General features: G+C 70.0%; 24 protein-coding genes. 12 read left to right on the forward strand and 12 right to left on the reverse strand.

Going from position 1 to position 25,382, the window contains the following annotated elements; all coding sequences use genetic code 11:
- Window positions 1-98: 98 nt before the first annotated feature.
- The gene (locus ACZ5WE_RS25380) at window positions 99-890 is read left to right on the forward strand and encodes an SDR family NAD(P)-dependent oxidoreductase (protein ID WP_467692643.1); all 792 of its coding nucleotides are present in this window, start codon (window positions 99-101) and stop codon (window positions 888-890) included.
- A gap of 73 nt (window positions 891-963) precedes the next feature.
- On the opposite strand, the gene ACZ5WE_RS25385 is transcribed toward ACZ5WE_RS25380, so the two are convergent.
- The 9 genes from ACZ5WE_RS25385 to ACZ5WE_RS25425 all read right to left on the reverse strand — a co-directional run bounded on the left by ACZ5WE_RS25385 (window position 964) and on the right by ACZ5WE_RS25425 (window position 12,715).
- A complete protein-coding gene (locus tag ACZ5WE_RS25385) occupies window positions 964-1,977 on the reverse strand; it encodes an alpha/beta hydrolase (protein ID WP_467692641.1) in 1,014 nt (337 codons plus the stop codon).
- 51 nt (window positions 1,978-2,028) lie between these two features.
- A complete protein-coding gene (locus tag ACZ5WE_RS25390; protein ID WP_467692639.1) occupies window positions 2,029-2,481 on the reverse strand; it encodes a RidA family protein in 453 nt (150 codons plus the stop codon).
- Window positions 2,482-2,507: 26 nt separating this feature from the next.
- Window positions 2,508-3,710 (reverse strand): cytochrome P450, encoded by a 1,203-nt coding sequence (locus ACZ5WE_RS25395; RefSeq protein ID WP_467692637.1) that lies wholly within the window; start codon window positions 3,708-3,710, stop codon window positions 2,508-2,510.
- 61 nt (window positions 3,711-3,771) lie between these two features.
- Window positions 3,772-6,963 carry an amino acid adenylation domain-containing protein gene (locus ACZ5WE_RS25400; RefSeq protein WP_467692635.1) on the reverse strand — a complete coding sequence of 1,064 codons (3,192 nt, stop codon included), beginning with the start codon at window positions 6,961-6,963 and terminating at the stop codon, window positions 3,772-3,774.
- 58 nt (window positions 6,964-7,021) lie between these two features.
- The gene (locus tag ACZ5WE_RS25405) at window positions 7,022-8,014 is read right to left on the reverse strand and encodes an aldo/keto reductase (RefSeq protein WP_467692633.1); all 993 of its coding nucleotides are present in this window, start codon (window positions 8,012-8,014) and stop codon (window positions 7,022-7,024) included.
- 35 nt (window positions 8,015-8,049) lie between these two features.
- A complete protein-coding gene (locus ACZ5WE_RS25410; protein ID WP_467692631.1) occupies window positions 8,050-9,291 on the reverse strand; it encodes an FAD-binding protein in 1,242 nt (413 codons plus the stop codon).
- Window positions 9,288-10,334: a polysaccharide deacetylase family protein gene (locus tag ACZ5WE_RS25415; protein WP_467692629.1), complete on the reverse strand. Its 1,047-nt coding sequence runs from the start codon at window positions 10,332-10,334 to the stop codon at window positions 9,288-9,290. Before ACZ5WE_RS25415 ends, ACZ5WE_RS25410 begins: the two co-directional genes overlap by 4 nt.
- 12 nt (window positions 10,335-10,346) lie before the next feature.
- Window positions 10,347-11,153 carry a phytanoyl-CoA dioxygenase family protein gene (locus ACZ5WE_RS25420; protein ID WP_467692627.1) on the reverse strand — a complete coding sequence of 269 codons (807 nt, stop codon included), beginning with the start codon at window positions 11,151-11,153 and terminating at the stop codon, window positions 10,347-10,349.
- 335 nt (window positions 11,154-11,488) lie between these two features.
- Entirely contained in the window at window positions 11,489-12,715 is a 1,227-nt protein-coding gene (locus ACZ5WE_RS25425; RefSeq protein ID WP_467692625.1) for a helix-turn-helix domain-containing protein, read from the reverse strand.
- Window positions 12,716-13,232: 517 nt separating this feature from the next.
- Between ACZ5WE_RS25425 and ACZ5WE_RS25430 the strand changes: the two genes are divergently transcribed.
- Window positions 13,233-13,388, forward strand: coding sequence for a phosphotransferase (locus tag ACZ5WE_RS25430; RefSeq protein WP_467692623.1), 156 nt, complete (start codon window positions 13,233-13,235; stop codon window positions 13,386-13,388).
- Window positions 13,375-13,515, forward strand: a complete 141-nt coding sequence (locus ACZ5WE_RS25435) for a hypothetical protein (RefSeq protein ID WP_467692621.1) — start codon at window positions 13,375-13,377, stop codon at window positions 13,513-13,515. Before ACZ5WE_RS25430 ends, ACZ5WE_RS25435 begins: the two co-directional genes overlap by 14 nt.
- On the opposite strand, the gene rfbB is transcribed toward ACZ5WE_RS25435, so the two are convergent.
- Together rfbB and rfbA are read right to left on the reverse strand one after the other, a co-directional pair.
- Window positions 13,500-14,495 carry a dTDP-glucose 4,6-dehydratase gene (rfbB, locus tag ACZ5WE_RS25440; protein WP_467692619.1) on the reverse strand — a complete coding sequence of 332 codons (996 nt, stop codon included), beginning with the start codon at window positions 14,493-14,495 and terminating at the stop codon, window positions 13,500-13,502. The genes ACZ5WE_RS25435 and rfbB overlap by 16 nt on opposite strands.
- Window positions 14,496-14,508: 13 nt before the next feature.
- Window positions 14,509-15,378 carry a glucose-1-phosphate thymidylyltransferase RfbA gene (gene rfbA / locus ACZ5WE_RS25445; protein WP_467692617.1) on the reverse strand — a complete coding sequence of 290 codons (870 nt, stop codon included), beginning with the start codon at window positions 15,376-15,378 and terminating at the stop codon, window positions 14,509-14,511.
- Between the two features lie 246 nt (window positions 15,379-15,624).
- Here rfbA and ACZ5WE_RS25450 point away from each other — a divergent pair, with 246 nt between their 5' ends.
- From ACZ5WE_RS25450 to ACZ5WE_RS25490, 9 genes are read left to right on the forward strand one after another with little or no spacing between them, the layout of a single operon-like run.
- Complete coding sequence (locus ACZ5WE_RS25450; protein WP_467692615.1) at window positions 15,625-16,800, forward strand: radical SAM protein; 1,176 nt, start codon at window positions 15,625-15,627, stop codon at window positions 16,798-16,800.
- 6 nt (window positions 16,801-16,806) lie between these two features.
- On the forward strand, window positions 16,807-17,085 hold the full coding sequence (locus tag ACZ5WE_RS25455) for an acyl carrier protein (RefSeq protein ID WP_467692613.1): 279 nt from the start codon (window positions 16,807-16,809) through the stop codon (window positions 17,083-17,085).
- Entirely contained in the window at window positions 17,082-18,389 is a 1,308-nt protein-coding gene (locus ACZ5WE_RS25460; RefSeq protein ID WP_467692611.1) for an ATP-grasp domain-containing protein, read from the forward strand. Before ACZ5WE_RS25455 ends, ACZ5WE_RS25460 begins: the two co-directional genes overlap by 4 nt.
- Window positions 18,386-19,396, forward strand: a complete 1,011-nt coding sequence (locus ACZ5WE_RS25465; RefSeq protein WP_467692610.1) for a Gfo/Idh/MocA family protein — start codon at window positions 18,386-18,388, stop codon at window positions 19,394-19,396. The genes ACZ5WE_RS25460 and ACZ5WE_RS25465 overlap by 4 nt, the downstream gene beginning before the upstream one ends.
- Window positions 19,393-20,406 carry a phosphotransferase family protein gene (locus ACZ5WE_RS25470; RefSeq protein ID WP_467692608.1) on the forward strand — a complete coding sequence of 338 codons (1,014 nt, stop codon included), beginning with the start codon at window positions 19,393-19,395 and terminating at the stop codon, window positions 20,404-20,406. The genes ACZ5WE_RS25465 and ACZ5WE_RS25470 overlap by 4 nt, the downstream gene beginning before the upstream one ends.
- Window positions 20,403-21,500, forward strand: coding sequence for a glycosyltransferase family protein (locus tag ACZ5WE_RS25475; protein ID WP_467692606.1), 1,098 nt, complete (start codon window positions 20,403-20,405; stop codon window positions 21,498-21,500). Before ACZ5WE_RS25470 ends, ACZ5WE_RS25475 begins: the two co-directional genes overlap by 4 nt.
- A complete protein-coding gene (locus ACZ5WE_RS25480) occupies window positions 21,488-22,189 on the forward strand; it encodes a YdcF family protein (protein WP_467692604.1) in 702 nt (233 codons plus the stop codon). Before ACZ5WE_RS25475 ends, ACZ5WE_RS25480 begins: the two co-directional genes overlap by 13 nt.
- Window positions 22,190-22,194: 5 nt before the next feature.
- Window positions 22,195-23,514: a condensation domain-containing protein gene (locus ACZ5WE_RS25485; protein ID WP_467692603.1), complete on the forward strand. Its 1,320-nt coding sequence runs from the start codon at window positions 22,195-22,197 to the stop codon at window positions 23,512-23,514.
- On the forward strand, window positions 23,511-24,788 hold the full coding sequence (locus tag ACZ5WE_RS25490; protein WP_467692601.1) for an MFS transporter: 1,278 nt from the start codon (window positions 23,511-23,513) through the stop codon (window positions 24,786-24,788). The genes ACZ5WE_RS25485 and ACZ5WE_RS25490 overlap by 4 nt, the downstream gene beginning before the upstream one ends.
- Window positions 24,789-24,794: 6 nt before the next feature.
- On the opposite strand, the gene ACZ5WE_RS25495 is transcribed toward ACZ5WE_RS25490, so the two are convergent.
- Window positions 24,795-25,382, reverse strand: coding sequence for a LacI family DNA-binding transcriptional regulator (locus ACZ5WE_RS25495; RefSeq protein ID WP_467692599.1), 588 nt, complete (start codon window positions 25,380-25,382; stop codon window positions 24,795-24,797).

Here is a 25,382-nt window from a genome sequence, read left to right on the forward strand (position 1 = left end):
CCGGAAGGTTGCCATTCCTGACACAACGATGGCAACCTCTTGTCAACTAAGGCGGCAGGGCATTCGTCCGCGGCCCGCACGCGGAGGAGAGAGATCGTATGGACATCGCCGGACAGACCGTTCTGCTCACCGGTGCCACCGGCGGTGTCGGCCGGACCCTGGCACGGGCGCTCACCGAGGCCGGCGCCGACCTGACGGTGACGGGCCGGAACACCGGTGCGCTGCGCGAGCTCGCCGATGAGGTCGGCGCACGGTCGTTCCCCGCCGACCTCGCCGACGCAGAGGAAGTGGCCAAGCTCGCCGAGCACTGCGTCGGCACCCGCGTCCTGGTGGCGGCCGCGGCCCTGCCGGCCAGCGGGGACCTGCTCGAGTACACGACCGAGCAGGTCGAGCGGGCCCTGATGGTGAACCTGGGTTCCGTCGCCCTGCTCACCCGGCTGCTGGCTCCGGCGATGGTCGACGCCGGCGGCGGACACCTCGCCCTCGTCGGTTCGATGTCGGGCAAGGCGGCCACCCCCTGCTCCTCGCTGTACACCGCTACCAAGTTCGGCCTACGCGGCTTCGCCCACGCCCTCCGACTGGACCTGCGAGAGGCGGGGGTCGGGGTCTCGCTGATCCAGCCCGGGTTCGTCGGCGGGGCGGGCATGTTCGCCAGAACCGGGGCGCCGTTGCCGCGCGGTGCCCGCACCGTCACCCCCGAGCAGGTGGCTCGAGCGGTGCTGCGGGCCGTCACCGATGACCGCGCCGAGATCAACATCGCCCCGATCGGGCTGCGACTGCGCTGCGCACTGGCGGTGCAGTTTCCCACTGCGGCGGCCTGGCTCGCCGGGCGGGGCGCCCCGGATACCGCCGGCCACCAGATCGTCGACGCACAGCGAGCCCTCAGATGAGGGCGGCAGGGCATGGCCATCGCCGGTCGGCCGCATCCGGATCACCCCCTCCGCCAGCGGATCATTCCCTCTGTCAAGAGGCAGCGGCGAGGATACGCCGCAGCCAGGAGACGCGGGCCCGATGGGCGGCCCGCGACAGCTCCGCCTGAGGCACCCATTCGTCGAAGCTGTGGAAGGCGCCCGACCACACGTGCAGTTCGACCTCACCGCCCACCCGCCAGATCCGCTCGGAGTAGGCCATCGCCTCGTCGCGAAGCGCCTCTACCGAGCCGACCTCGACGAAGGCGGGGGGCAGCCCGCGAAGGCCCGTTGCGCGGGCCGGGGCCGCGTAGCACGAGACCTCGGGGGTACCGCGGCGTGCGCCGAGCAGCGCGTCCCAGCCCGCCCGGTTGGAGGCACCGTCCCACAGCCCGACGTGTTCGAGCTGCGCCACGGAGTTCGTGTCGCACCGGTCGTCCAGCATCGGGAACTGCAGCATCTGCCCGATAGGGCGCGGCCCTTGACGGTCCCGGGACAGCAGGGCGAGGCCGGCCGCAAGTGCGCCGCCCGCGCTGTTGCCGCTGAGCACGAGACGCTGCGGGTCCACGCCCACATCCGCTGCGTTCTCCGCGAGCCAGAGCAGGCCCGCGTAGCAGTCCTCGACCGGCACGGGGTCGGGGTACTCGGGGGCGAGCCGGTAGTCGACGGAGACCACGGCGAGGCCGAGTTCCTGGGCCCGGTCGAGCTCTCCGGCCAGCTCGGTGCTGCGGTGGCTGCCGGAGACCATGCCGCCGCCGTGTGTGTGGTAGATCGCCGGGTGTGGTCCGCCTGGTGCGGTCGGGCGACAGATGAGCAGCGGTATCGGAGGCGTGCCGGGCGGCCCCGGAACGGTTCGCTCCTCGACGGCGAACGCCCCTTCGCGACGCAGAGCGGTATCCGTCAGCCGGCCCTCGAGCGACCTGCGCCGACGGTCCGGTATCAGTTCGGGCGTCAGCGGCATCGGCAGATCGGCGAGGATCGCGTGGAGGGGCTGGTTCAACTCACGATCGAAGGGCGGGTGCTGGCCGGTTTCGGGGTCGGGGGGTGGGAATGGCACGGTGAGGGTCATGGTGCATCCTTCGTCGTCCGGTCGCGGGGTGCGACGGTGGGCACGAGCCGCTCAGGCATCGGGGGCGAGGGCGAGCGCGTCGACCTCCAGGAGCAGATCGGGACGGTAGAGCGCCACCACCTGGACCACGGTGCTGGCCGGGGGGCGCCGCGTGTCGATGAACTCGTCGCGCGCGGAAAGGATCTGCGGCACGTGTGCGATGTCGGTGACGTAGTACGTGAGCTTGATGACGTTGTCGAAGGTGAGGCCGGCGGCGGCCAGGCAACCGCGCATGTTCCGGAAGACCTGGCGTGCCTGAGCCGCGGGGTCTCCGGTGCCGACGAACACGCCGTTCTCGTCGAACGGCATCTGCCCGGCGACAGCGGCAACCCGCCCGGGGCCGGTCACGACGTGGGCGTAGCCATCGCTGGGGGCGACCCCGGCCGGGGCGCCGATGTGGGTCAGGGCGCCGGGGTTCCCCCGGTGCTCGGGTTGCTGTCCTCCTCGGACGGGGCGTCCCGCCATGGGGGTCTCCTGTCTGTGAGCGTGGTTCATGACGTCTTCGCCGTCAGGCGTACCGGCAGCGACGCGGGGCCGTTGACGGCGATCGACCGCACGCGGGTCACGGGCCCGGCCTGCTCGATCGAGCAGCCGGAGTCGAGCAGTTCCGAGAACAAGATGCGCATCTCGGCGCGGGCCAGCGTGCTCCCGATGCAGAAGTGCTCACCGGAGGCAAGGGCGATGTGCCGGTTGGGCCGACGAGCGATGTCGAAGCGGTAGGGAGCGTCGAAGACATCCTCGTCGCGGTTGGCCGAAGGCAGCCAGAGCACGAGGCGGTCGCCCTCCTCGATCCGCCGGCCGTGCAGAGTGTGCGGCCGGGTGGCAGTGCGCATGCTGTGCGTCGCGCTGGAGGTCCAGCGCAGGATCTCCTCCACTGCGCCGGGCAGCAGATCACGGTCCTGGTCCGCTTTGCGCCACTGATCAGGGTGTTGGAGGAAGGCGAGCATGCCCCCGATCAATGCCAGGCGGCCGTTCTCGGTGGCGCCGATGAGATTCTCGCAGTTGAGCAGAATCTCGTGCTCGGGCAGCAGCTCGCCGTGCACTGTCCCGTTGACAAGCGAGCTGAGCAGGTCGTCGGCGGGTTCGGCCATGCGCGCGTACAGCAGCTCCATGAAGTACTCCATGAGCCGCGGATGTGCGGCCAGTGAGGTGTGCGCCGCGAAGGCCTCCTCACACCAGTGGTACACGGTGTCGTGGTCTCGCTCGGGGATACCGATAATGCTGCTGATCACCGAGAGCGAAAGCGGTCCCGCGATGTCCTGCGCGAAGTCGCAGCTGCCGCGCTCGATGGCGCGCAGTAGCAGGCGGCGGGTCGCGGCGCGGATCGGCTGCTCGAGGGCGCGCACCGACCGGGTGCTGAACCAGGCCGCCATGAGCGACCGCAGTTCCTTGTGGCGCGGCGGGTCGGACAGCGCGAGGGTCAGGCTGCCGCCCGGGTCCTCGCCGAGCCGGGCCGGGCGCAGCAGGACGCCGCGGGCCGAGCTGTAGGTCTGCGGATCGCGGTAGACGGCGCGGATGTCCTCGTGGCGGGTCAGCGACCAGAACGCGGGCATCTGAGCCGCCTCGTGATGGTGTACAGGCGCGAACCGTCGCATCCAGCGCCACAGTTCGTGCGGATGGCCACTGTCGTACAGGCCGGGGTCGAGAAGTGCGGAGAGGGAGGGGGCGGGGGCTTGGGCCATCGTTGCCGCCATGGGGCTGCCTTCGGGGTAGGCCGCGGTCTGCCAGGCGTCCGCGATCGGGTGGGCGGGTGAGTCAGGGGCGGGCGGTGAGCATCAGCGGTCGGGCCTCTGGCGCGTGTGCGCGCCTGGTGAACTGTTCGGCGAGGGCCTGTACGAGCTCCTGCGGTACGGCGTTCGGCCGGAAGGCGAACTCGACGAGCAGTCCGCCGTCGTCGTCGGGCCAGCACTCGGTATGCAGTTCGAGCGGCAGCTCCAGGTAGGGCTGGCGCACGAACCGGGTGCGCAGACCGGGCAGGTCCAGGTCCGGTGGCGGATTGTCCTGCAGCGCGAACAGCGTCTGATACAGCGGGTGTCGGCCGGTGCGGGGCGGATCCACCAGGGTGAGGACATCCGTCAGCGAGGTGTCCTGCGCGGCCAGGGCACGCTGGGTGATGCGTCCGGTGGCGCGGACGCCGGCCGTGCCGCCTCCCAGCGCGGCGGCGCGCAGCCGCAGGCAGACCATGTCGATGTGGCAGCCGACCACATCGGCGAGGCCCGGCCCGTCGCGCTGGGCCACGGGTACACCGACCGCGAAGTCCCGCTGCCCGGTCACGTCCGCGACACTCGCGCCCCACAGGGCGAGCAGGGCGACGAACCGCGTGACCCCCGCCCGGCCGGCCATCCGGTCGAGCGCAGCCACGACGGGCGCGGACAGTTCGGCGGTCACCCGGCCGGGGCCGTCCACCTGTGTATGCGGCGGTGGCCAGCCCAGTTCCGGTACACCGACCAGCTCGGTCACGTACGGGTCGGACGGGTCCGCCGATGCGGACATGCGCCGTCGCAGGGCGCGCTGCGCGTGCAGCTCGGCCAGACCGGGTGGCGCGGGCGCGGCGGGCTCCGGTGGTATGGCGCCTGCCGCTGAGGCGTAGGCCGCGGCCAGGTCACGGGCGAGGACGGACTGCGCGTGTCCGTCGAAGGCGATGTGGTGCACGACGCAGCCGAACACGGTGGTGTTCCCTGCCCCCACCGGCGCCAGAGCGGTGCGCCACACCTCCCCCATCAAAAGGTCCAGTTCATCGCTCAGTTCGGCGCGCAAGGCCCGCACCGCCGCGTCGACGGACTCAGCGCCGGGCAACAGTTCGAGCTCGGGCGCGGGCAGGTCCACAGGCACGGCGGAGGGCCGAGGGTCCGGCACGTAGGCCGCGCGCAAGGCTTCGTGACGCTGGTGCACCGCGCGGACCGCCTCCTGCAGGGCCGCGCGGTCAAGAGGGCCCTCGATCACCCAAGTGACCAGACAGTGCCCGGTCTTGTCCGCGCTGTCGACAAGCTGCCTGGTCAGATAGACCGTCTGGATGGGTGTCAGCGGTATCGGATCTGCCGGATCGGGTACAGGCGCCGGGGCGGGAGCGGCGTCGGTGGTGCGCAGCCAGTCGGCGAGCGCGCGGGCAGTGCGGTGGGTGTAGAGGCGGGAGACCGGTACGGGGCGCCCGAGCCGGGCGGCGACCCTCGCGCACACGCGGCCGGCCCCGAGCGAGGTGCCACCGAGTTCGGTGAAGGGCACGTCGAGCGGTACGCGGGCCAGGGCGAGCACGGCCGCGAAGGCATCCGTCACCGCCCGCACCACCGGGTCGCCGTCCGCGTCGCCGACGGGCACCGCCGTGTCCCGAAAAGCAGAGGGGGACGGTGGGTTCGCAGCCTGCGCGGCCCGGGCCAGCAGTGCCCGCTCGTCCAGCTTGCCCTGCGCAGTCACGGGGAACACGTCAAGGCTCACCACGAGGGCGGGGAGCTGATAGGAGACCAGCACCGAGCGCAGCGCACCGAGGGCACCGTGCAGCGGGTCGCCCGGCCGTACGGGGCGGCAGAACGCCACAAGTTCCTGCTCCGTGCCCGCCACCGAGGTGTGCGCGAGGACCCGGCATGAGCGCACTGCCGGCAGCAGTTGCTCCACCTGCCGTTCCACCTCGGCGGGCTCGACGCGGTGGCCGCGGATCTTCACCTGCCGGTCGGCCCGTCCCCGGAAGTGCAACAGCCCCTCGGCGTCCCATTCCGCCAGGTCGCCGGTGCGGTATACACGCACCGGCGCACCGGACGGGCCGACGGGGAGGTGGGTGAACTTCTCGTCCACCACAGTGCTCGCGCCGAGGTAACCGAGCGCCAGCCCCTCCCCCGCGACACAGAGTTCGCCTCTCTGGCCCACCTCGCACGGTGCTGTGCCGCCCTGTTCGACGACGTACACCTGGGTGCCGGGGACAGGTCGGCCGAGGGGGATGCCACCGGGCCGCGCGCAGTCCGCCGCCGTGATGCGGTGTGTGGTGGTGAACACGGTCGACTCAACGGGGCCGTAGCCGTTCAGGAGCGTTATTTCGGGGTGGTGCTCCAGGAATCGGCTCACGTGCGCGACGGAGAGTCGCTCACCACCGATCAGTACCTGGTCCAGCCCCCGGAAGGCGCCCGGGTCCTCGTCCACGACCATGTTGAACAGGCTGCTGGTGAGCCAGGCGGTGTTCGCCCCGTGGCGTGCGACGGCGGAGCGCAGGGCGGCAGGTGACAGATAGGGGTCTTGCACGATCAGCGACGTTGCGCCGCTGAGCAGCACCGACCACAGTTCGAGACTGAAGGCGTCCCACGGCAGGGGCGCGGCAAGCGGCATGACCGTGTCGGCCGTGAAGTGGGCGAAGCCACCTGGGCCTTGTGGGAAGAGGCGTGCCGTGGCGCGGTGCGGGGTGACCACTCCCTTGGGGCGGCCGGTCGTGCCCGAGGTGAAGAAGACGCTGGCCGGGGCGGTGCCCGCGACCGCCGCGGGCCGGAAGTGGGCAGGCGGGGGTGCCGGTGCGGCAGGTGGCGACCACACCTTGAGCGGCGACCCGTCGAGCGGGTGGTCGGTCCCGGCCCCGGCGATGACCAGGGGCGCATCGAGGTCGCCGAGGACGTCGGCGAGACGGCGGCTGTGCCAGGAGGGGTCGAGCAGCGCGTACGCGGCGCCGGTCTTCAGCACCGCCACCAGGGCGACAATCAGGTCCGTCCCACGGGGCAGCAGCAGAGGCACGATACGGCCCGGCCCCGCTTTCAGGGTGACGAGCTCGGCGGCCCACGCATCGGCGGTGCGGTCCAGTTCGGCGTACGTCGTGCGGTGTTCCCCCTCGATCAGGGCCACGGCGCCCGGTCGCTGCCGGGCGATCCGGGCAAGGGCTTCGTGCAGGCCTTCGGAGCGGCCGGCCCACGAGAGCCCCGCAGACCAGGAGGGGTGGGGCATGGCGCGCTGCTGGGGCGGGGGGTCTGACGGCACGGTGCTTCCTCTTCCTGGTCCGGGGGGGGTGGCGTTCGTGGGTGAAGAGCTGGCCGGGTCACCAGCGGTGGTGCACCTGAGCGCGGATATGCCGGTCGTACAGGTCTCGCAGCCGGTCGAGGGTGGCCTGGGGCAGCGGCGCCATAGCCCCGATCTCGGCGTTCGCCCGTGCTTGGGCCACCGTCGTCGCGCCGGGGATCACCGTGGTGACGCCGTCGAGTTGGGTGATCCAGCGCAGAGCCAGCTGGGCGGGTGTGACACCGGCCGGAGTCAGCTCGGCGAACTCGGCGGAGGCGGTCAGGCCGGTCTCGTAGTCGACACCGGAGAAGGTCTCGCCCACGTCGAACTGCTCGCCGTGCCGGTTGTAGGCGCGGTGGTCGTCCGGAGCGAAGACTGTGTCGCGTCGGAACTTTCCGGACAGCAGGCCCGAGGCGAGCGGCACGCGGGCGATGATGCCGACTCCTGCCTCCCGTGCGGCGGGCAGGACGGCTTCGAGGGGCTTACGCCTGAAGACGTTCAGGATGATCTGGATCGAGGCGACGTTCGGCCGGGCAAGGGCGGTCATCGCCTGGGCGCAGGTTTCCACGCTGACGCCGTAGGCGGCGATCCGGCCCTCATCGACCAGGACGTCGAGCGCGTCGTAGACCGCGCCGGACTCGAACACGGCGTCCGGCGGCGTGTGCAGCTGTACCAGGTCCAGGGTGTCGACGCCGAGATTGGCCCGTGAACGGTCCGTCCACGCACGGAAGTTGTCGAGGGTGAACGCGGCGAGCTCCTGCGGTCCGCGGCGCCCGAGCTTGGTGGCGACCATGGGTCGCTTGCCCGGCGAGGTGCGAAAGTCCTTGAGGAAGGCGCCGACCAGACGCTCGCTACGGCCGTCGCCGTACACGTCGGCGGTGTCGATGAAATCAACGCCGCCGGCCACGGCAGCGTCAAGGATGGCCCGGACGTCGTGCTCGCGCACATGGCTCCACCCGTCGCCGAACTGCCAGGTACCGAGGCCTACGACGGAGACCTTGCGCTCGGCCTTGGGCAACAGTCGCTTCTCCATGGGAATGCCTCCTGGTTTCGCTGGTGCTGGGGAGTTCATGCCGGTGATTCGGACAGCAGGGCGTCGAGGAAGGTGTTGGAGAACTTGCCGTCCGGGTCGCGCTTGGCCACCAGTTCCCGGAAGTCGCGCGCGCGGCGGTAGCAGGAGCGGATCCGCGGCCCGCTCATCGAGGTCAGCTTGGCCCAGTGCGGCCGTGCGCCCAGCGGCATCAGCGCCTGCTCCACCGCGGCGATCGCTGCCGGGACTCGGACGCGGTCCTTGGTCCACGTGAAGTGGAATGTCACCGAGTCCTGTTCATGGGCCGGACTCAGCCACAGCGCGTCGCCGCGCACGGTGCGCACCTCGCCGACCTGCAACACCGGCGCGAGGAGTACGCCCAGCGCGCGCAGGGCGGCGAACGCGGCGGGAGCGGCGGCCCGTGGCACGAAGTACTCGGACTGCAGCTCGCTGCCTGCTTGCGCGACGGTGCCGCAGCGGATGTGTGGCAGACGCTCGTGCCATGGCCCGGGCACACCGGACTGGTCGGTGCACGGCGCCGGGTCGGCCCCCGGGACGGGGTTCAACGGGTGGTGGGCCGGAACGCCGAGTTGCAGACCGGTCGGGGGGCGGTCGGGGCGCCATTTGAGCCACAGGTTCGCGTCATCGGCCCAGCGGGTGAACAGGCTGACGCTGTAGGCGGCGCCGAAGACCGCGTCGAAGGCGTCTTGTACGTCGTCGAGCCGCGCCCCCACCCGCACCGACTGGGCCATCTGATAGGCCGGTTCGATCGTCAACGTCACCCGGGTTGCGATGCCCAAGGCACCCAGGGAGACCACCGAGCCATCGAAGGTGTCGTGGTCGGCAGCCTTGCTCAGCTCTGTCATCTCGCCGTCTGGGCCGATCAGTTCGAGGCCGACCACGGCGGCCGCGAGTCCCTGCAGGCGGTCACCCGAGCCGTGCGTGGCGGTGGCACACGCGCCGGCGACCGTGATGTCGGAAAGCGACGCCAGGTTCGCCAGCGCGTGGCCCTGCCGGTGCAGCGCTGCGGACACGTCGGCGTATCGCATGCCCGCGCTCACCGTCGCGCTGCCCGCCTCGGCATCGACGGTGACAGCCGCCGGCAGACGGTCGAGCCGCACGAGAGTGCCGTCACTCGGCAGGATGCCGGAGAAGGAGTGACCCGCGCCGAGCACGCGAACTCGTTTGCTGTCCGCGACGACCTTGCGCAGCTCGTCCACGGAGCCGGGGCACGCCACCGGGGCGGCACCGAGTTCGACATTGCCCGCCCAATTCCTCATGACGCGTCCGCGAGGGCGGATGCGGCGCGGTCGACCATGGTGTCTGCCCGGACGAAGGTGTAACCGCGCTCGAGCAGACCCTCGATGATCGGAGGCAGCGACGCCACCGTGGGAGAGCGGTCGCCGCCGCCGTCGTGCAGCAGGACGACGGAGCCCGGTCCGACGCCGGCGAGCACGTCACGCGCGATGTCCTCGGCCTGCCGCAGAGCCCAGTCGTCCGGTGCCACGTCCCACAGCACCGTGGTCGTGTCGAACTGCGCGAGGCGGCCCAGCACCGTCGAGGTCCGCGAGCCGTAGGGCGGCCGGAACAGCCGAGGCACCGTGCCCCCGCTCGCCTCGGCGATGGCCTCGTCGGTACGGGCGATCTGCTCGGCGAGCTGCGCCTGAGACAGTTCGGGGAGGAAGGGATGAGACCAGGTGTGGTTGCCAAGGGCGTGCCCCTGGTCGCGCATCCGCACCAGGTTCTCGGCGAATCCCCCCGCATTGATCCCGACGCAGAAGAACGTGGCCGGGATCCCGTAGCTCTCCAGAATGTCGAGAATCTGCTCGGTGTACGGAGGCAGCGGACCGTCATCGAAGGTGAGCGCGACCTCGCGGCGGTCGCGCCGTCCGTGGCTGAACAGGCGTCCGGCGGCGGCCAGTTCGCGATCGGCGCCGGCCGCCCGGGCTATCTGGGCGGCGAGGTCGGCCTCGCGCCCGGTCTGCGTACCGCGGCGGGCCTGCAGGGGTGTGAGACCGTCCGCGCGGCGCAGGCTCGCCAAGGCCAGTTCCCTGGCCGGTACCGATCCGAACAACGGCCGGTCGGGCAGCAGCCAGGGGTCGGCGCGGTTCACGCGCACACCCGCCGCCATCAGGCGGCCGTCCAGGGTCCCGTTGGTGGATTCCACCGCGACGGTGGCACGGCCCCTCAACTGCACGAGCCGGTCGATCAGTTCGTGGGCGCGCGCCGATGGGTAGTCGTCGGCCACGACGTCGTGGCCCATCGAGTCGATCACCGCGAGCTGGTATCCGCCCGCGTGCCATGCGATTCCCGCGTGAAGCATCCGGCCGTCTCCCTATTCCGGTTTGACGTATTCGCTGAAGTGGCGCTCGTCGAACAGTGCGGGCCAGGCCGCGGAGTCGTAGGCCAGCTGCCGCCCGCGACGCAGTGCCTCTCGCCAGTACGGCTTCACCGGTGGCCACAGCGGCCCGGTCTGGCAGTAGGAAGCGTCGACGAAGTAGCGCGGGCGGCCCGGCAGGCCAGGCTTGGCGCGGCGAGCGTGGAACAGGGCGGAGTGCAGCACCACGGTCGAGCCGGGCGGCAGGTCCTCGACGAACACCTCACCGGGCAGCTCACCGGTGCCCAGGTGGCCGCGCGCCGACTTCTCGGCTATTTCGTGGTGCGAGCCGGGCAGCATCGCGAGCCCGGCCATGTCCGGGTCGATGCCGTCGAGGTAGTGGAGCGTGTGGACCATCGGGTGGGTTCGGTGCGCCTGGGGTCGCTGCTCGTAGTCGTGGTGCCAGGACTTTCCCGGCCGGTCCGGGGCGTGGCGGTCGCTGTGCATGTGGTGGTACACGAAGCTCGGCCCGATCAGCTGCGCCAGCACGCGCAACAGCGGTTCGTGGGTGAGGAGTTCGGCGTGGGCCGGCAGGTCGAGTTCAAGGACGCTCGGGACCCGGTGGGCCTCCGGGGAGAGTACGGCGGCAATGGTCTGGGCGCGCAGGCCCTCGCCGACCCAGCGGTCCACCTCCGGCTTGACACGTTCCACTAAATCGATAGGCAAGAAGTTTGACAGTATGAGGTAACCGGATTGTTCGAACCGCTCTATCTGCGCTGCATCGAGAAGCGTGGCGCGCGGAGCGTAAGTCGTCTGTGCGGACACGGAAAGGGTCTCCGTTCATTGGTGATCGGTACGGCGAAAGAGAGCCCGCGCCCGCCAACGGGGCAGCCGGGCGGCAGACTTGCCATGCTAGGCAACAGGAAGCTGCTTGCCAGTTGCGTAAACTGGCAAGAAGAGATTGACATGCTGTGTCAATTTCGTCAACGATTCAGGCAAATTTGTTTGATCTCCGTTGACACTCCACTGCGGCACCGCGGCTGGCGCAGCACGACGAGGGCCCGACCCGCGTATCTCTCGCGGACCGGGCCCTCGCAGCCCTACCGGTGCTCTCAGCTACCCTCGGCGCTCTGCGCCGCTCCGGCCGTACGCCGGTGCTCTCAGCGTTCGCCGCTGTTCTCCAGGGACTCCGCCAGCAGCCTCCAGATCTCGGCAGCCAGGTCGAGGTTCGAGGCCCGCCGCGCCTCCTCACCCAACTGCTTGAGGCGCGCGCGGCCCTGCTTGTGCTCCCCCTCGGCAATCAGCAGCAGCCCTTCGAGGGTCTGCAGCCGGATCCGGTCCCGATAGGCCAGGACGAGTTTTTCGAAGTCCACCTCGTCGTAGGCCCTCCTGGCGTCCTGAAAGCGGCCCTCCTCGAAGGCGAGCTGGGCCTGCAACACCAGCAGCTCCTGCTCCTGCACGGGCGTGCCCACGATCGGCAGCGCCATGCGTGCCTCCTCCAGACAGATGCGCGCCCGTTCGGTGAGGGCGGGCCTGGACTGCAGGTACAAGGAGGCCGCGGCCAGCCGCAGCCGCACCCACAGGAGCGGATCGTCTCGACTGTCCAGGGCTCGCACAGCCTGCTCCAGATAGGCATGCACCGCCTCGTCGTCTCCGCATCGCGAGGAGACCGTGGCTGCCGACCACAGCGCCTCGACCCGCAGCCTGTCGGACCGCTCGGCGACCAGGTCGACCAGCTCTTTCGCATGTTCCAGGGCGTCGGGCAGGCGGCCGCTCTCCACCTCGACCGAGACCAGCGCCAGCAGAGCGCTCCCGATGTCGAAGGCGGAAAGGCGTGCTTCCTTCGCTTCGCGGTAGGCGCTCATGGCGACATCGAACGCACGGGAGGCCTGACCCGCGGAGCGCAGACAGCGGGCGAGTTCCGTCCTGGACCGGCACTGCAGCGCGGGGAGTTGGAGCTCGTCCGCAATCCGTGTCTGCTCCTCCAGGCAGACCAGCTCCTCGGCCCGCTCGCCCCGTCGCAGCCGGTAACGGGCGATCAGCCACAAGGCCTGCCAGCGCAGCAGCGGGTCCTCCTGGACCGCCTCACCGAGCACCCCGATCAGCTCCTCGACCGCCTGGTCGCCGTCCGAGGAAGTGGCGATGGACAGAGCACGCGTCAGCGCCCCGGCGCCGCCCACGGGGCCCGAAGGGGACTCCAGGACCGAACGGTCCACGCCCAGCTGCTGGGCCAGGTAGGTGATCACACGTTCCGTGGGTTGCCGCGCGCCCGACTCCAGGCGCGACAAGTATCCCGTGGAGATCTCCCCGCCGGTCAGGGCGGCCTGAGAGAGGCCCCGCTGCTTTCTCAACGTCTTGAGGCGTGTCCCGAACAGGTCTGCCGTCATGTGGGTCCCGCCATCCTTGTGCCATCCGTGTCACGACGTCGCTGCCTGACCAGGCAATCTTAACTTTCTCTGCATAGTTCCGGCAACACTCTTGCCTCCTGGTTGGCACAGCAGGGGCAGTGCAGCGGAGAGGCAGGAATCTGCGGTCTATGCCAATTCTCCGCAAGGGTGCTTGCCGAGTGCCGGGGCCGGAGCCAAGGGTGGAGGTCGACCAGTGCTTCCTCCGCTCGGAATCTACGTTCTTGTCTGGAGATGCCCATGCGTGACATCGACTGGCCCTGAGACACTGCGGGGCCCCGGGACCTTGCGGGTTCGATGAGACGGGATGATCAGATCGCACATGGCAAAGATGCACGTGGATGAAGTGGACAATGGCGCGGGCCTCGTGGAACAGCTCCTACGCGCCCAGTTCCCGCAGTGGGCCCAGTTACCTGTCCGGCGTCTGGCGTCCGGCGGACCGTAGGGTTTACCCCTGGACCTGGGCCGTACAGCCCCGCTGTGGACACACTCCGACCTCATGCCGAGCAATCTGCCGGCCTCGGACGGCCGGCTCGCCGCGGTGCTCGACTTCGGCACCGCGGGTGTCGGCGACCCGGCCATCGATCTCGTCCCCGCCTGGAATGCTGCCCGCAAAGGAGCGGCAGGCCTTCCGCGACAGGGTGGACGCCGATGACGACACCTGGGCGCGCGGCCGTGGCTGGGCGCTGTCGATGACTGTGGGACAACGGTCGTACTACCGGCACACCAATCAGGTCATCTCCGACAACGCCCGCTACGTGCTGCGTCAGCTGACCGTCTGAGCAACTGGTGGGCGGCCCAGACCCGTCCACCAGTCGCGGTGCTCCTGATACCAGCGCACCGTTTCCGCAAGCCCCTGCTCCAGCGGCATCCGGGGCGCGTACCCGAGCCGGGCCAGTTTGCGGGAGTCCAGGATGTAGCGGCGGTCGTGTCCCTTGCGGTCAGGAACGTGTTCCACGAACGACCAGTCCCTGCCCAGCAGTTGCAGCAGGGCAGCAGTCAGGTCACGATTGGACAGCTCGGTGCCGCCGCCCACGTTGTAGGCCTCGCCGGTGGCCCCCTCCGCGGCGGCCAGGGCGATCCCTCGGCAGTGGTCACCGACGTGGAGCCAGTCACGCACCTGGGCCCCGTCGCCGTACAGCGGCACCTTGTCACCGGTGAGCAGGCGCGTCACGAACAGCGGGATGATCTTCTCCGGGTACTGGTGACTGCCATAGGTGTTGGAGCCGCGGGTGATGACGGCGGGCAGCCCATGCGTGCGGTGGGCCGCCAGGACGAGCAGGTCGGCGGAAGCCTTCGTGGCGGAGTAGGGCGAGTTGGGGCGCAGCGGCTGCTCCTCGTCCCAGGCCGCGCCTCTGTCGTGGGTGCCGTAGACCTCATCGGTGGAGACATGGACGAAGCGGTGCACCGCTTCGTCCATGGCCGCGTCGATCAGGGTCTGGGTGCCCACCAGATTGGTGCGGACGAAGACCCCGGCGGATGCGATCGACCGGTCGACATGAGTCTCCGCGGCGAAGTGGATGACCGTGTGCGCCCCCCGCAGCACGTCACGGACCAGCGGGGCGTCGCAGATGTCCCCGTGCACGAACCGCAGGCGGGGGTGGTGTGCCATCGCGGCCAGGTTGGCTGGATTGCCCGCGTAGGTGAGCCGGTCGAGGACCGTGACGCGGGCCCCGGCGAACTGCGGGTGAGCGTCGCGCAGGAGGCCGCGGACGAAGTGGGAGCCGATGAATCCGGCTCCCCCGGTGACGACGATGTGCACGGGATGTGACCTCTCAGTTCTCCCGGGTGATGTTCATGACGTAGGTCCCGTAGTCGGTCTGGCCCAGCCTGCGGCCGAGCGCGTAACAGGCGTCGGCATCGATGAAACCCATGCGGTACGAGATCTCCTCCAGGCAGGCGATGCGCACGCCTTGACGCTGTTCGAGGACCTGGACGTACTGCGCGGCCTTGAGCATCGCGTCGGGGGTACCGGTGTCCAGCCAGGCGAAGCCGCGGCCCAGGTTGGTCAAGCGGGCTCGCCCCTGCTCCAGATAGGTGTTGTTGACGTCGGTGATCTCCAACTCGCCGCGCGCGGACGGGCGTTGATTCTTGGCTATGTCGACGACGTCGTTGTCATAGAGGTAGAGGCCGGTGACCGCCAGCAGGGAACGCGGATGCTCCGGCTTCTCCTGCAGGGAGATCAGCGCACCGTCCGAGTCGGTCTCGGCGACGGCATAGGGCCTGGGATCCTGCACCCGGCAGCCGAACAGCGTGCAGCCGTCCACGTCGGCCATGTGCTCCTGCAACAACCGGGACAGGCCCGGCCCGTGGAAGACGTTGTCGCCGAGCACCAGGGCAACCGGGCCGTCGCCGATGTAGTCGGCACCGACCAGGAAGGCGTCCGCTATGCCACGCGGTTCGTGCTGGACGGCATAGCGGATGTCGAGGCCGAGCTCGGAGCCGTCCCCGAGGAGAGTGCGGAACATCCCCACGTGCTGCGCCGAGGAGATGAGCAGGATCTCGCGGATACCGCCCAGCATGAGGACGGAAAGGGGGTAGTAGATCAACGGTTTGTCATAGACGGGGAGCATCTGCTTGGACACAGCATGGGTGAGCGGGTGCAGTCGTGTCCCAGTACCCCCGGCCAGAACTATGCCTTTCACAGTGCCCGCCCTCTCTCGTCGAGCGGGCACAGTAGATCGCTCACGCCTCCTGTGACAACCCCGCCCATATTCCAACTGCCGTCCCGTAGGCTCCTGTTGAAACCTGTTGACACGGCCACGTTCAACCTATTAAATACCGGTCAGCCGGTTCTTGAGAAGAGGATCTGAACCGCGTATCGACGGCTGGCGCTGTGGCGGGTCCCGCCCTGTCACGGTGCGCCGGCGTCCGTGACATGGAGGAGTGGAATGCACCCGCAGACCCGGCGCACCCTCACGGCCAAGGAATTCTCGGACATCAAACACACGGTGTCGATCCGTTCCCGGTCGCGAGCCCGGCTGCGCGAGAACGCCTCGTACGCCTCCCAGGTACCGCGGGAGGTCAGCCTGCAGCTCACCTACAAGTGCAATCTGCGCTGCACGCACTGCTATCAGTGGAACGAACAGGGCTTCTTCCGCGACTGGGGAATCGAGAAGCAGCGCACGGAACTCGATCCTGCCGTCGTCGAGGACGTGCTGAAGTCGACGGCACAGGTACGCAGCAAGCTGTTCCTGTGGGGCGGTGAGCCGTTGATGCACAGCCGATTCGACGAGGTGTCGCGCCTGGTCGAACGTCACCCGCGGACCGTCAACATGTGCACCAACGGGCTGCTGTTCGAGCGCAAGCTGGACGATCTGCTGCGCATGGGCGAGGGCCTGAACCTGTTGGTCAGCCTGGATGGCCTGGGCGCCGACCACGAGGAGCTGCGCGGCCGGGGCACGTTCGCCCGCACCACCCGCAACATCGAGACGATGCTCGACCTCAAGCGCAAGGGCGAGTTCAAGGGCGAGCTGTCCCTGTCCTGCATGGTCTCGCACGTCACAGTGCACCGGATGTACGAGTTCATGGAGTGGGCCGAGCAACTCGACGTCAACACCGTCTACTTCCAGTTCCCTTGGTACATCAGTCCCGAGGTCGCCGACGCGATGGACGATGTCTATCAGGAGCACTTCGCCTGGCTGCGGCCGGACACCGGCACGGCCCGGCCCACCTGGCACTCGTACACCTACCGGTTGCCGACCGAGCTGCTGCCGACGCTGCGCGACTCCATGGCCGCGCTCGGCGGCCGGGTATGGGGGCCCCGCGTGCGCTACCAGCCCCAGCTCGAAGCGGACGAGGTGGAGTCGTTCATTGTGGGCACCTCGAAGCCGGCCCAGCGACGCACCCGCTGCCTCGCCGTCACCAACCGCATGGAGGTGCACGCCGACGGCAACGTAAGCTCCTGCAAATTTTTCCCGGAGTTCGTCGTGGGCAACCTCTACGAGACCCCGACACTCGAGCTGTGGCAGAGCGAGCGGTTTCGCCGGGTGCGCTCCGTCCTCGCAGAGACCGGCATGATGCCGGTCTGCTCCAAGTGCATCCTCCTCTACCTGAACGGAGTGTGACGCGCGATGAGCGCTGCCCCCGAGATCGCCGAGACGGAGGCGCGCGTGCGCACCGTGCTGGCCGACGTGCTGGGTGACAAGGTCGAGGACCCCGAACGCATCACCGTGAACGCCGACATGGTCCAGGAGCTCGGCCTGGACTCGCTGCAAGCCATCCAGTTCCTGCTGCACATAGAGGACGAGTTCGACATCGAGCTGGACTACGAGAACCTGCAGCTCGACCACTTGCGCACGGTCCGGCACTTCGCCGCCGAAGTCCTCGGGCCGCTGGTATCGCAGCCGTGAGTGTCCCGGTGACCGGGCGCGGCGCGTACTTCGGCTCCTTCGATGCCGAGAGCCACTGGCGCCCGACGGACCTCGCGGCGCTGCCGCGCCTGGCCGACCCGGCAGCGGACCGTCTCGTGGCCTGCATGGACGAGGCCCTGTTCGCCGCGACTGCTCCCGGCGACCTGCTCATCACCCGGGGGCCCGTCAGCGACAGGCTCCTGCACACCTGGAGTGACGCCGGATTCCCGGTAGATCACCACCCGGCCGTCGGCACCGCCGTGGGTAACACCGTGGAGCAGGCCCTGCTCGACGACACCTCGCTGCGGCGCCCGCTGGCCGGCGCCGTCCGGCCACAGCCCTACGCAGTGCTGCCGCAGACTGCCGAACTTCTCGCCCGGCTGGGCCGGGCGGACGCCGTGCCCGACCCGCAAGCCGTGACCCGGGTGAACAGCAAGACGTGGTCCAGCACACTGGCGGCCCGTCACGCACTGCCGGGCGCGGGCCATGTCGTCGCCACTTCCCGGGAGTTGGCGGCTGCAGTTGATTCCCTGGCGGAGCAGGGTCAAGGCGTGGCCCTGGTCAAGGACGTCCACGGCGTGGCCGGGCGTGGCACCTTCGAGATCACCTCGCCGCGGATGCTGGCACGCCTGGTGCGACATCTGCGCGGCCAAGAGGAGCTCGGGCTGCGGGTCGAGTGCGTGGTCCAGGCCCGATACGAACGCCAGGCGGATTTCTCCGGCCAGTTGAGCATCGGCCGCGACGGATCGTGGCGGCTGCTCGGACTACAGTCACTGACCAACGCCGGCTACCGGCACGAGGTGTCAGGGCCGATGCCCGAGCAGGTCGCGCAGCGGGCCCGCCGCCTCGGCTATGACCAGGTGCTCGAAGCGGTCGCGCGCGAGTTGTCCGCCGAGGGGTATTTCGGTCCGGTCGCCGTGGACTCCATGTTGCTGCGCGACGGGGGCTGGGTGCCCGTCCTGGAGGTCAACGCCCGTATGTCCATGGGGGCGTTGAACTTGGCTCTCGATGCCCGGGTGCGCGAGCACGGGCTGCGCAGTCATCTGTGGCAGGAGGATGTGGCCGTTGACGCCGATGCCGGCGCCGACCGGTTGCTTCAGGTCCTGGCCCGCGACGGGCTGCTCTACACCGCGGGGGCATCGCCCGGGGTGCTGTTGCTGGCTGGCGGTTCACTCACCGCGCCCCGCGGCAGGCTGGTCTGCGCGGCGCTGTGCCCTCCGGGGGACTTCGCCCAGTGGCGCTCGCGCACCCGGGACGCCGTAGGGCGGGCGGGCATGCGCTGCACCGCCAAGGGGACACCATGACCTGGGGCATCGGCCTGATCGGGGCCACCGGCATCGCGGAACGAGCCGTGATAGGGCCCGCCGTCGAGCGTCCGGAGCTCACCGTGCGCGCGGTCGCCGCGTCCGACAAACACCGCGCACTGGCCTTCGGGCGGCGTCACGGCCTGCGGGTGCTCGCCTCCTACGAGGACGTGGTGAACGCGGCGGACATCGACGTCGTCTACGTGTCGCTGCACAACGCGGCGCATGTGCGCTGGGCGTGCCGCGCGGCCAGTGCGGGCAAGACCGTGCTCGTCGAGAAGCCGCTGTGTCTGGGGGTTGCGGAGTGCGAGGCCCTGCGGGAGGCCGAGCGGAGAGGCGGCGGCCGGGTTCTGGAGGCGCTGCCCACCTTGGGGCACCCCTGGCACGAGAGGGTACGCGAGCTGATCGGGGCCGGGTGTCATGGGCCACTGTCCGCCGTGCACAGCCGGTTCGTCTTCGCGTGGCCCGCAACCGGCGGCTATCGCACCCGTCGGGACCTGGGCGGCGGCGTCTTTTTCGACGCGGCGGGCTACTGGCTCCAGGCGCTTCAGGAGACCGTCGGCCTGCCCTCCTCCGGCGGATCTGGAGTGGCCCGGTGTGTGGAGCCCGACGGCGCCGACCACGCCTTCGAGGCCGAACTCCCCCTGGGCCGGGCCGTGTCGGCGACCCTGTCCTGTGCCTTCGGCGCCCGTCACGTGGCGGAGCACACCTTCGAGTTCGCTGCGGCGCGCGTTCGCGTGCGCAGCGTACTGCTGCCTGCCGCAGGGACCATGGCGCTCAACATTGGTGTGCGTACGCCGACGGGCCGCACGCAGGTCGTGCGTACGCCCGCGGTGGCGTACTACCCCCGCCAGCTCGCGCGCCTGGCCGCCCTCCTGGAGGGGACCGGCGGACACTGGGGCGCCGATCTCGCGGCAGCCGTACCCCGGATCGCCGCCATGGAACGGATCCACAGCGCGGCACGACGCGATGTGGTGACCGCCCCGTCTGACAAGGAGCATCTGTGACTCCAGCCCTTGACCCGGCGGTGGCCGGCGCGCTCACCGCCCTCCGCGTCGGCGCGAACGATGTCGTGGAGTGCGCGCCCCTGGCCGGGGGCACGTACAACTCGCTGGTGCGGGTGTTGCTGCGCGACGGGCGGCGCTGGGTGGTGAAGCTGCCACCGTCCAGCGACGACGCGTCGAAGCTTTCCTACGAGCACGATTTGTTGCGCGGCGAAAGCGTGTACTACGGCGCCGCGACCCACATTCACCAGGTTCCGGTGCCGCAGGTGGTGCACGCGGGAATCGAGGGTGACCCGCCGGAAGTGGCTTACCTGGTCATGACCCAGTGCCCCGGAACCCCTTGGCACAGGGCCGACGCGGAGCTGAAGCCGGCCGAACGGGCCCGGCTCCGCTCGGAGCTGGGCGGCATCGTCGCCCGGATGCACGCCGTGACGGGCGACGGGTTCGGGTATCCCTCCGGTGTGTTCGCGGCGCCCGCTGCGACCTGGCGCGAGGCCTTCACCGCCATGATGTGGGCCGTTCTTGACGACGCCGAGCGATACGACGCCCGTCTGCCGCGCCCTGCGGCGGACGTGCGCAACGTGCTGGCCGCTGCGGCCGGCGTCCTGGACGAGGTCACCCGCCCCGCCCTCGTTCACTTCGACCTGTGGCAGGGCAATCTGCTGCTGGACGGCGCTCCCGGTGCCCGCACCATCGGGGGTGTCATCGACGGTGAGCGCATGTTCTGGGGCGACCCGGTCGCCGATTTCGTCTCGCTCGCCCTGTTCGACGACATCGAGGAGGACAAGGCGTTCTTGGCCGGTTACGCAGAGTCCGGCGGGGCGGCCCAGTTCACCGGCTCCGTGCGGCTGCGCCTGAATCTGTACCGCTGTTACCTGTACTTGATCATGCTGGTCGAGGCGGTTCCGCGCTGTTATTCGCGCGAGCAACAGGCCTGGACCTGGCTGCATGCGGGCCGCGCCCTGACTCAGGCGCTGGTCGCGGTGGAGGCGGCCGCCGGGAGCAGGCCGTGATCGCCCTGCTGACCTCCGGCGTCGCCCTGGGCGTGCACGTGCCCGGGCTGTTGTTGTCCGCACGGCTCGCCGAGCTCGGGGTCGCCGCTTCGGTCGAGGTGATGGAGCGGTTGCTGCCCCCCGAGCGTCTGGAGGCGATCAACGCATCTCGTTCGCTGCTGCACCGCAACTTCCGTGCAGCGCGTGCCGCCCAGCGGCTCGCCGCCGATCCCAGTGGGGCGATCGAGGACGCGACACTCGTCGCCCTGCACCGGCGGTGGCACGAGCGCGGAGTGCGCCATCTGGTGGTCTTTTCCGGGTTCTGGCTGGGGCCCCTGGAGCGGCTGGCCGCGATGGGGTTGGCACTGCCTGCCCTGACTGTGTGTCATGTGGACTCCGTGACCTCCCCGTCGTTCCGCCGCACCGGCGGCACCACGCTCCCCCACCGCACGGTGTGGCTGTCGTCGGCGGCGCAGGGTGCCCTGCCCTGGACCATCCCCGTCAGCCATCAGGCGCCTCAGGCCTGGGAGGAGCGCGCGGATCGTCTCTTGGTGCACGGTGGCGGGTGGGGCATGGGCACCTACCAAGAACGGGCGAGGGACCTCGCGGACGCGGGGCACATGCTCGACCTCGTCGTCCATGACAGGGCGGCCAAGGCCACCGCGGACAGTACAACCCGCCACTACCTGATGGACCCCGCCTGGCACCCGTGGCTCGACGAGGGCTACCCGCCGCTCGGCCGCCTGCTCCCCGGCCAGGACCACCGCTGTGTCGAGTACCGGCGCGGGCGGGCCCACCACTCTTCGTTCGACCTGGCACGGCAGGCTACGGCGATGGTGAGCAAGCCCGGCGGCGGCACCCTGCTCGACTCCCTGTGGTCGGCGACCCCGCTGGTCCTGCTCGATGCCTCCGGCGACCACGAGGAACACAATGCCCGGTTGTGGTGCGCCCTCGGGTTCGGCATCCGGTACGAGGACTGGCGGGCGAGCGGCTTCGCGGCCCAGCGGCTGCGGCCCTTGCACGAGGCGCTGCTCAGCGCCCGCACCGGCACCGCGTGGCCGCACGATCTGGCCCAGGCCCTGAGCACACTGAAGGGAAGCGAATGCCCGACCTGACAGTTTCCACACTCGCCGACCACCTGTGGGATGACGCGAGGACCATCTGGGACCACCTGCGACTGGGCCACCCCGAACAACGCTGCGACGCCGTCATCGGACTGGGCAGTCACGATCTTGGGGTGGCCGCGCACTGCACGACGCTGTACCACCGAGGTCTCTCTCCCGTCCTGGTGTTCACCGGGAGCAACAGTCCCACGACCATGTCCCGCTTCCCTCGCGGGGAGGCCGTCCACTACAGCGAGTACGCGCTGGCCCACGGCGTGCCGGGCGGGGCCGTCCTGGTGGAGGCACAGGCGGCCAATACCGGCGAGAACATCACTTTCTCGCGCGAGATCCTGGCCGGCCAAGGGGTGGTGGCGCGGTCCGTGATGCTGGTGTGCAAGCCCTATATGGAGCGACGCGCGTTCGCCACGTGCCGGCAACTGTGGCCCGAGGTGGACGTGGTGTGCGCCTCTCAACCGATTGAGTTCGCCCAGTACATCGAGGCCATTGGTGATGCACGGCTGGTGGTGGACATGCTCGTCGGCGAGCTGCAGCGGCTGGCGGAGTATCCCCGGCTGGGCCACTGCATCGCGCAGGAGACACCGGCCACGGCGCAGGCGGCGTTCCAGCGCCTCACGGCCGCCGGGTTCGACAGCCGTCTTCTGCGTGCCCAGCCGTCTTCACCACACCGAACCGGAGGGTGATGGGCTTGAGTTCCTTTCCCCTCGCCCCCGAACAGCGCAGCATGCTCTTCCTGGAAGACCTCTTCGGCCCTGGCATCTTCCGCAACCTGACCGTGTCCGTCCCGGTCGGTCCACAGACCGGCGACAGCGAGGTGCAGGCGGTGCTCTCGGCGTTCCAGGAACGCCAAGAAGCGCTGCGCTGCCACCTGGTCGATGCCGAACGTGGCGTTCAGCGCCTGGGAGCCCTTGTTCCTCGTATCGACCTCCACACGACGGCGCCGCACGAACAACTCGAACAGCTCGTGGCCACGCGACGGCAGGTGCTCCTCAACGCTCCGCAGCAGCGGAGCACGCCTGGCCGCGCCCGCTACGAGATGGTCAGGTCCGCGGACGACCGAAAGCGGCAACTGCTGGTGACGCTCGACCACTTCATCGCCGACGGGACCAGCGAGGAAGTGGTCAGGGACGAGCTGTCGCCGCTGCTGCTCGGCAGGGGGCCGCAGCCCACGACGCCGTCCCCTGGCTTCCGGGCGCTGTGCGAGCGGCGCGGCCGGTCAGCCACCGGCGCGGACCGGGAGATCAAGTACTGGCGCAAGGCGATGACCGGCGCGGAGCCGTTGTCCGGGTTGATACCCCGATCGGATCCCTCGGCCAACCGCACGCTGAGTCAGGTCGAGACCCGGCTCCCCGGGCCGGCGCTGCACCGTCAGCTGCTCACACTCGCTGCGGCCTACGGCGTGAGCCCCTTCGCGCTGATCGCGGCGCTGACCGCGGCCGCGCTGTGGCATCGGACCGGTCGACGCTCCTTCGTCCTGTTCACCCCGGTGTCGTCCCGGCAGCCCCCCGCTTTCGACGCCACGATCGGCTGCTTTGCCCATGACCGTCCGCTCGCCTGCCACGTTGACCCGATGCAGAGCCTGTCGGCGTACGTCAAGTCCACGATGTCCAGGAACTGGCTCGCCCCGCGCTTCGCGGCGCTGAGCGTGAGTGATCTGGCCTGTGAGGTGCCGGCCCTCGCACATGCACTGCTGACCGAGCCGGTGGACTATGTGCAACTGCACGTCGGCGTGCGGGCACAGTCGGCGCCCGCACCGCCGATGGAGCGGGACGCGCGGCGCTCCCTGCGCGGTCTCGGCCCGTTCCGGCCCGCGCACGATCTCACGGTGACGACCCTGCGCTTTGGTTTCTCACCGGCCGCGACCACCGCGCGTGCATTCTTCGGCGGCCCGCACGGGGGGCTCGCCCCGGCCGAGGCGCTGACCGGCGACGTGCTGTCCTTGTTGACTGCCGCGTCGCAAGGCGAAGAGCACGTCGTGGGCACGTTCGTCGACCGGACCCTGGGATGACGCACACCGGCAAGCCGCCGAAGTCGCCTCCCCACCGAGGCGGCTCCGGTCCGCCGCACGGCGCGGCGGGCCTATGGTCTCGTGACTTCAGACTGTTCCTGGTCGCCAGGGCGGTGGCCAGACTCGGCGATTCCATGCTGCCGGTGGCGCTGGCCTCGGGACTGCTGCAACACGGGTACCGCGCCGGAGCGGTGGGGCTGGCCATGGCCAGCCCCACCGTGGCCTGGGCCACCCTGGTGATCTTCGCCGGTGTTCTCGCCGACCGGATGGACACGCGCCGTCTGATGATCGGCGCCGACCTGCTGCGGATAGCCACGCAAGGCCTGGTCGCGTACCTCTTCTGGTCCGGGCATGTGGTGATCTGGCAGATATGCCTCATCGGGTTGGTGAACGGAGGCGCAGCCGCCGTATTCCAGCCGGGAGTTGCCGGAACGGTGCGCGCGTTGTCCCGTGATGTGCAAAAGGCCAACGGGGCGATCAAGACAGCCGAGTCGGTCATGTATATGGCCGGCCCCGCCCTTGCGGGACTCATTGTCAGCGTCGCTTCGGCAGGGAACGTTTTCGCCCTGCACGCCCTGATCTACGCAGTCAGCGGCGCTTGCCTGATCGCCATGCGCCTTCCCCGTTCGCACGCCAAGAGTGCACCAGCGGGGCCCGCCACCGGCCTGGCACAGGGGCTACGGCAGGGCTGGCGGGCGGTCAGGGCCCGCCCCTGGCTGTGGGCGGTACTGATGCTGTGGTGCCTGTTCGCCCTGACGGCGCGCGGTCCGACCGGCCCGCTGGTCGCCACAGAGGTGGTCCAGGAGCACGGGGCCCAGTCCTACGGGTTCATCAACTCGGCCCTGGGCGCGGGCACGGTCATGGGGGGAGTGCTTGCCATGCGCACGAAACCGCACTTCCAACTCCGTTCGGGCGCACTGGCCTTGGCCCTCTTCGCGCTGCTGCCGGCCGCTGTCGGAAGTGCCGTGCCCATGCCGGTGGCTGCCGTGGGCGCTGCCCTGGCCGGCATGGGCATCTCTTTCTGGGGCGTGATGTGGGCGACCAGCCTGCAGACTCACGTTCCTTACGAGGTGGTCAATCGTGTCTCCGCGTTCGACATGGCGGGCTCGATGGCGATGCTGCCGGTCGGCGAGGCGCTCGCGGGCCCGGCGGCCGATGTGTTCGGTCTTCGCCAGGTCCTGTTGGCGGGCGGCGCCGCGACCTTGGCGATGAGTCTGGCGCTGCTCGCAGTCCCCGCCGTCCGCCGCCTGCCCCGTGTCGAGCCTGCGGCCTAGCGCCGGTCAGGCCGAATCGCGTACGACCCGGCCGTGCGCGAGCCTCTCCAGGAGCAGCCGGGCCGCGTGCCGGCCGCTCGCCTCGGCGGCACCGGGATCCCGAGAGGGGCCCGCGATGACCAGCGCGCCCAGCGCCTGCAGGACGATGTGCGGCACCGCGGTCGCCAACAGCCGGCCGGGCAGCCCGCCTTGTGCGCACGCCGGGTCGATGAGCACACCGTCGACGCGTCCGGCGGTCAGGAAGTCGGCGAGCCATGCCTCGTCGAGCCCGGGGCGGGCGAGGGTCACCAGCAGATGCAGCCCCGCCTCCTCGACCGCCTGTCGAGCCCCGTGTACCAGAGCGCTACGAGCGGAGTCCTGGCCGTCATGGCAGGCCTGCGGCGCGGTGACGAACGCGACCACCTCGCTGTGGCTGCCGGCGAGGGTTCGGGCCGCCTGGTTGGGTACGTAGCCCAGTTCCTCGATGGCGCGCAGCACGGCCTCGCGCGCATTGGTGCTGACATTGACCGATCCGTTGATGACACGGGAGGCGGTGCCCCGGCCCACCCCCGCGCGGGCCGCCACTGCCTCCAGGGTCGGACGTGCGGTAGTCAT

It is taken from the genome of Streptomyces sp. NPDC033180 (assembly GCF_055577645.1).

What these genes read in the sequence shown, in the direction of transcription:
- ACZ5WE_RS25385 (WP_467692641.1), bottom strand. Translation starts at nt 1,977, where the DNA reads ATGACCCTCACCGTGCCATTCCCACCCCCCGACCCCGAAACCGGCCAG.
- ACZ5WE_RS25425 (WP_467692625.1), bottom strand. Translation starts at nt 12,715, where the DNA reads ATGACGGCAGACCTGTTCGGGACACGCCTCAAGACGTTGAGAAAGCAG.
- ACZ5WE_RS25490 (WP_467692601.1), top strand. Translation starts at nt 23,511, where the DNA reads ATGACGCACACCGGCAAGCCGCCGAAGTCGCCTCCCCACCGAGGCGGC.
- ACZ5WE_RS25380 (WP_467692643.1), top strand. Translation starts at nt 99, where the DNA reads ATGGACATCGCCGGACAGACCGTTCTGCTCACCGGTGCCACCGGCGGT.
- ACZ5WE_RS25495 (WP_467692599.1), bottom strand. Translation starts at nt 25,382, where the DNA reads ATGACTACCGCACGTCCGACCCTGGAGGCAGTGGCGGCCCGCGCGGGG.
- ACZ5WE_RS25405 (WP_467692633.1), bottom strand. Translation starts at nt 8,014, where the DNA reads ATGGAGAAGCGACTGTTGCCCAAGGCCGAGCGCAAGGTCTCCGTCGTA.
- ACZ5WE_RS25415 (WP_467692629.1), bottom strand. Translation starts at nt 10,334, where the DNA reads ATGCTTCACGCGGGAATCGCATGGCACGCGGGCGGATACCAGCTCGCG.
- ACZ5WE_RS25480 (WP_467692604.1), top strand. Translation starts at nt 21,488, where the DNA reads ATGCCCGACCTGACAGTTTCCACACTCGCCGACCACCTGTGGGATGAC.
- ACZ5WE_RS25430 (WP_467692623.1), top strand. Translation starts at nt 13,233, where the DNA reads ATGCCGAGCAATCTGCCGGCCTCGGACGGCCGGCTCGCCGCGGTGCTC.
- ACZ5WE_RS25395 (WP_467692637.1), bottom strand. Translation starts at nt 3,710, where the DNA reads ATGGCGGCAACGATGGCCCAAGCCCCCGCCCCCTCCCTCTCCGCACTT.
- ACZ5WE_RS25465 (WP_467692610.1), top strand. Translation starts at nt 18,386, where the DNA reads ATGACCTGGGGCATCGGCCTGATCGGGGCCACCGGCATCGCGGAACGA.
- ACZ5WE_RS25450 (WP_467692615.1), top strand. Translation starts at nt 15,625, where the DNA reads ATGCACCCGCAGACCCGGCGCACCCTCACGGCCAAGGAATTCTCGGAC.
- ACZ5WE_RS25410 (WP_467692631.1), bottom strand. Translation starts at nt 9,291, where the DNA reads ATGAGGAATTGGGCGGGCAATGTCGAACTCGGTGCCGCCCCGGTGGCG.
- ACZ5WE_RS25455 (WP_467692613.1), top strand. Translation starts at nt 16,807, where the DNA reads ATGAGCGCTGCCCCCGAGATCGCCGAGACGGAGGCGCGCGTGCGCACC.
- ACZ5WE_RS25390 (WP_467692639.1), bottom strand. Translation starts at nt 2,481, where the DNA reads ATGGCGGGACGCCCCGTCCGAGGAGGACAGCAACCCGAGCACCGGGGG.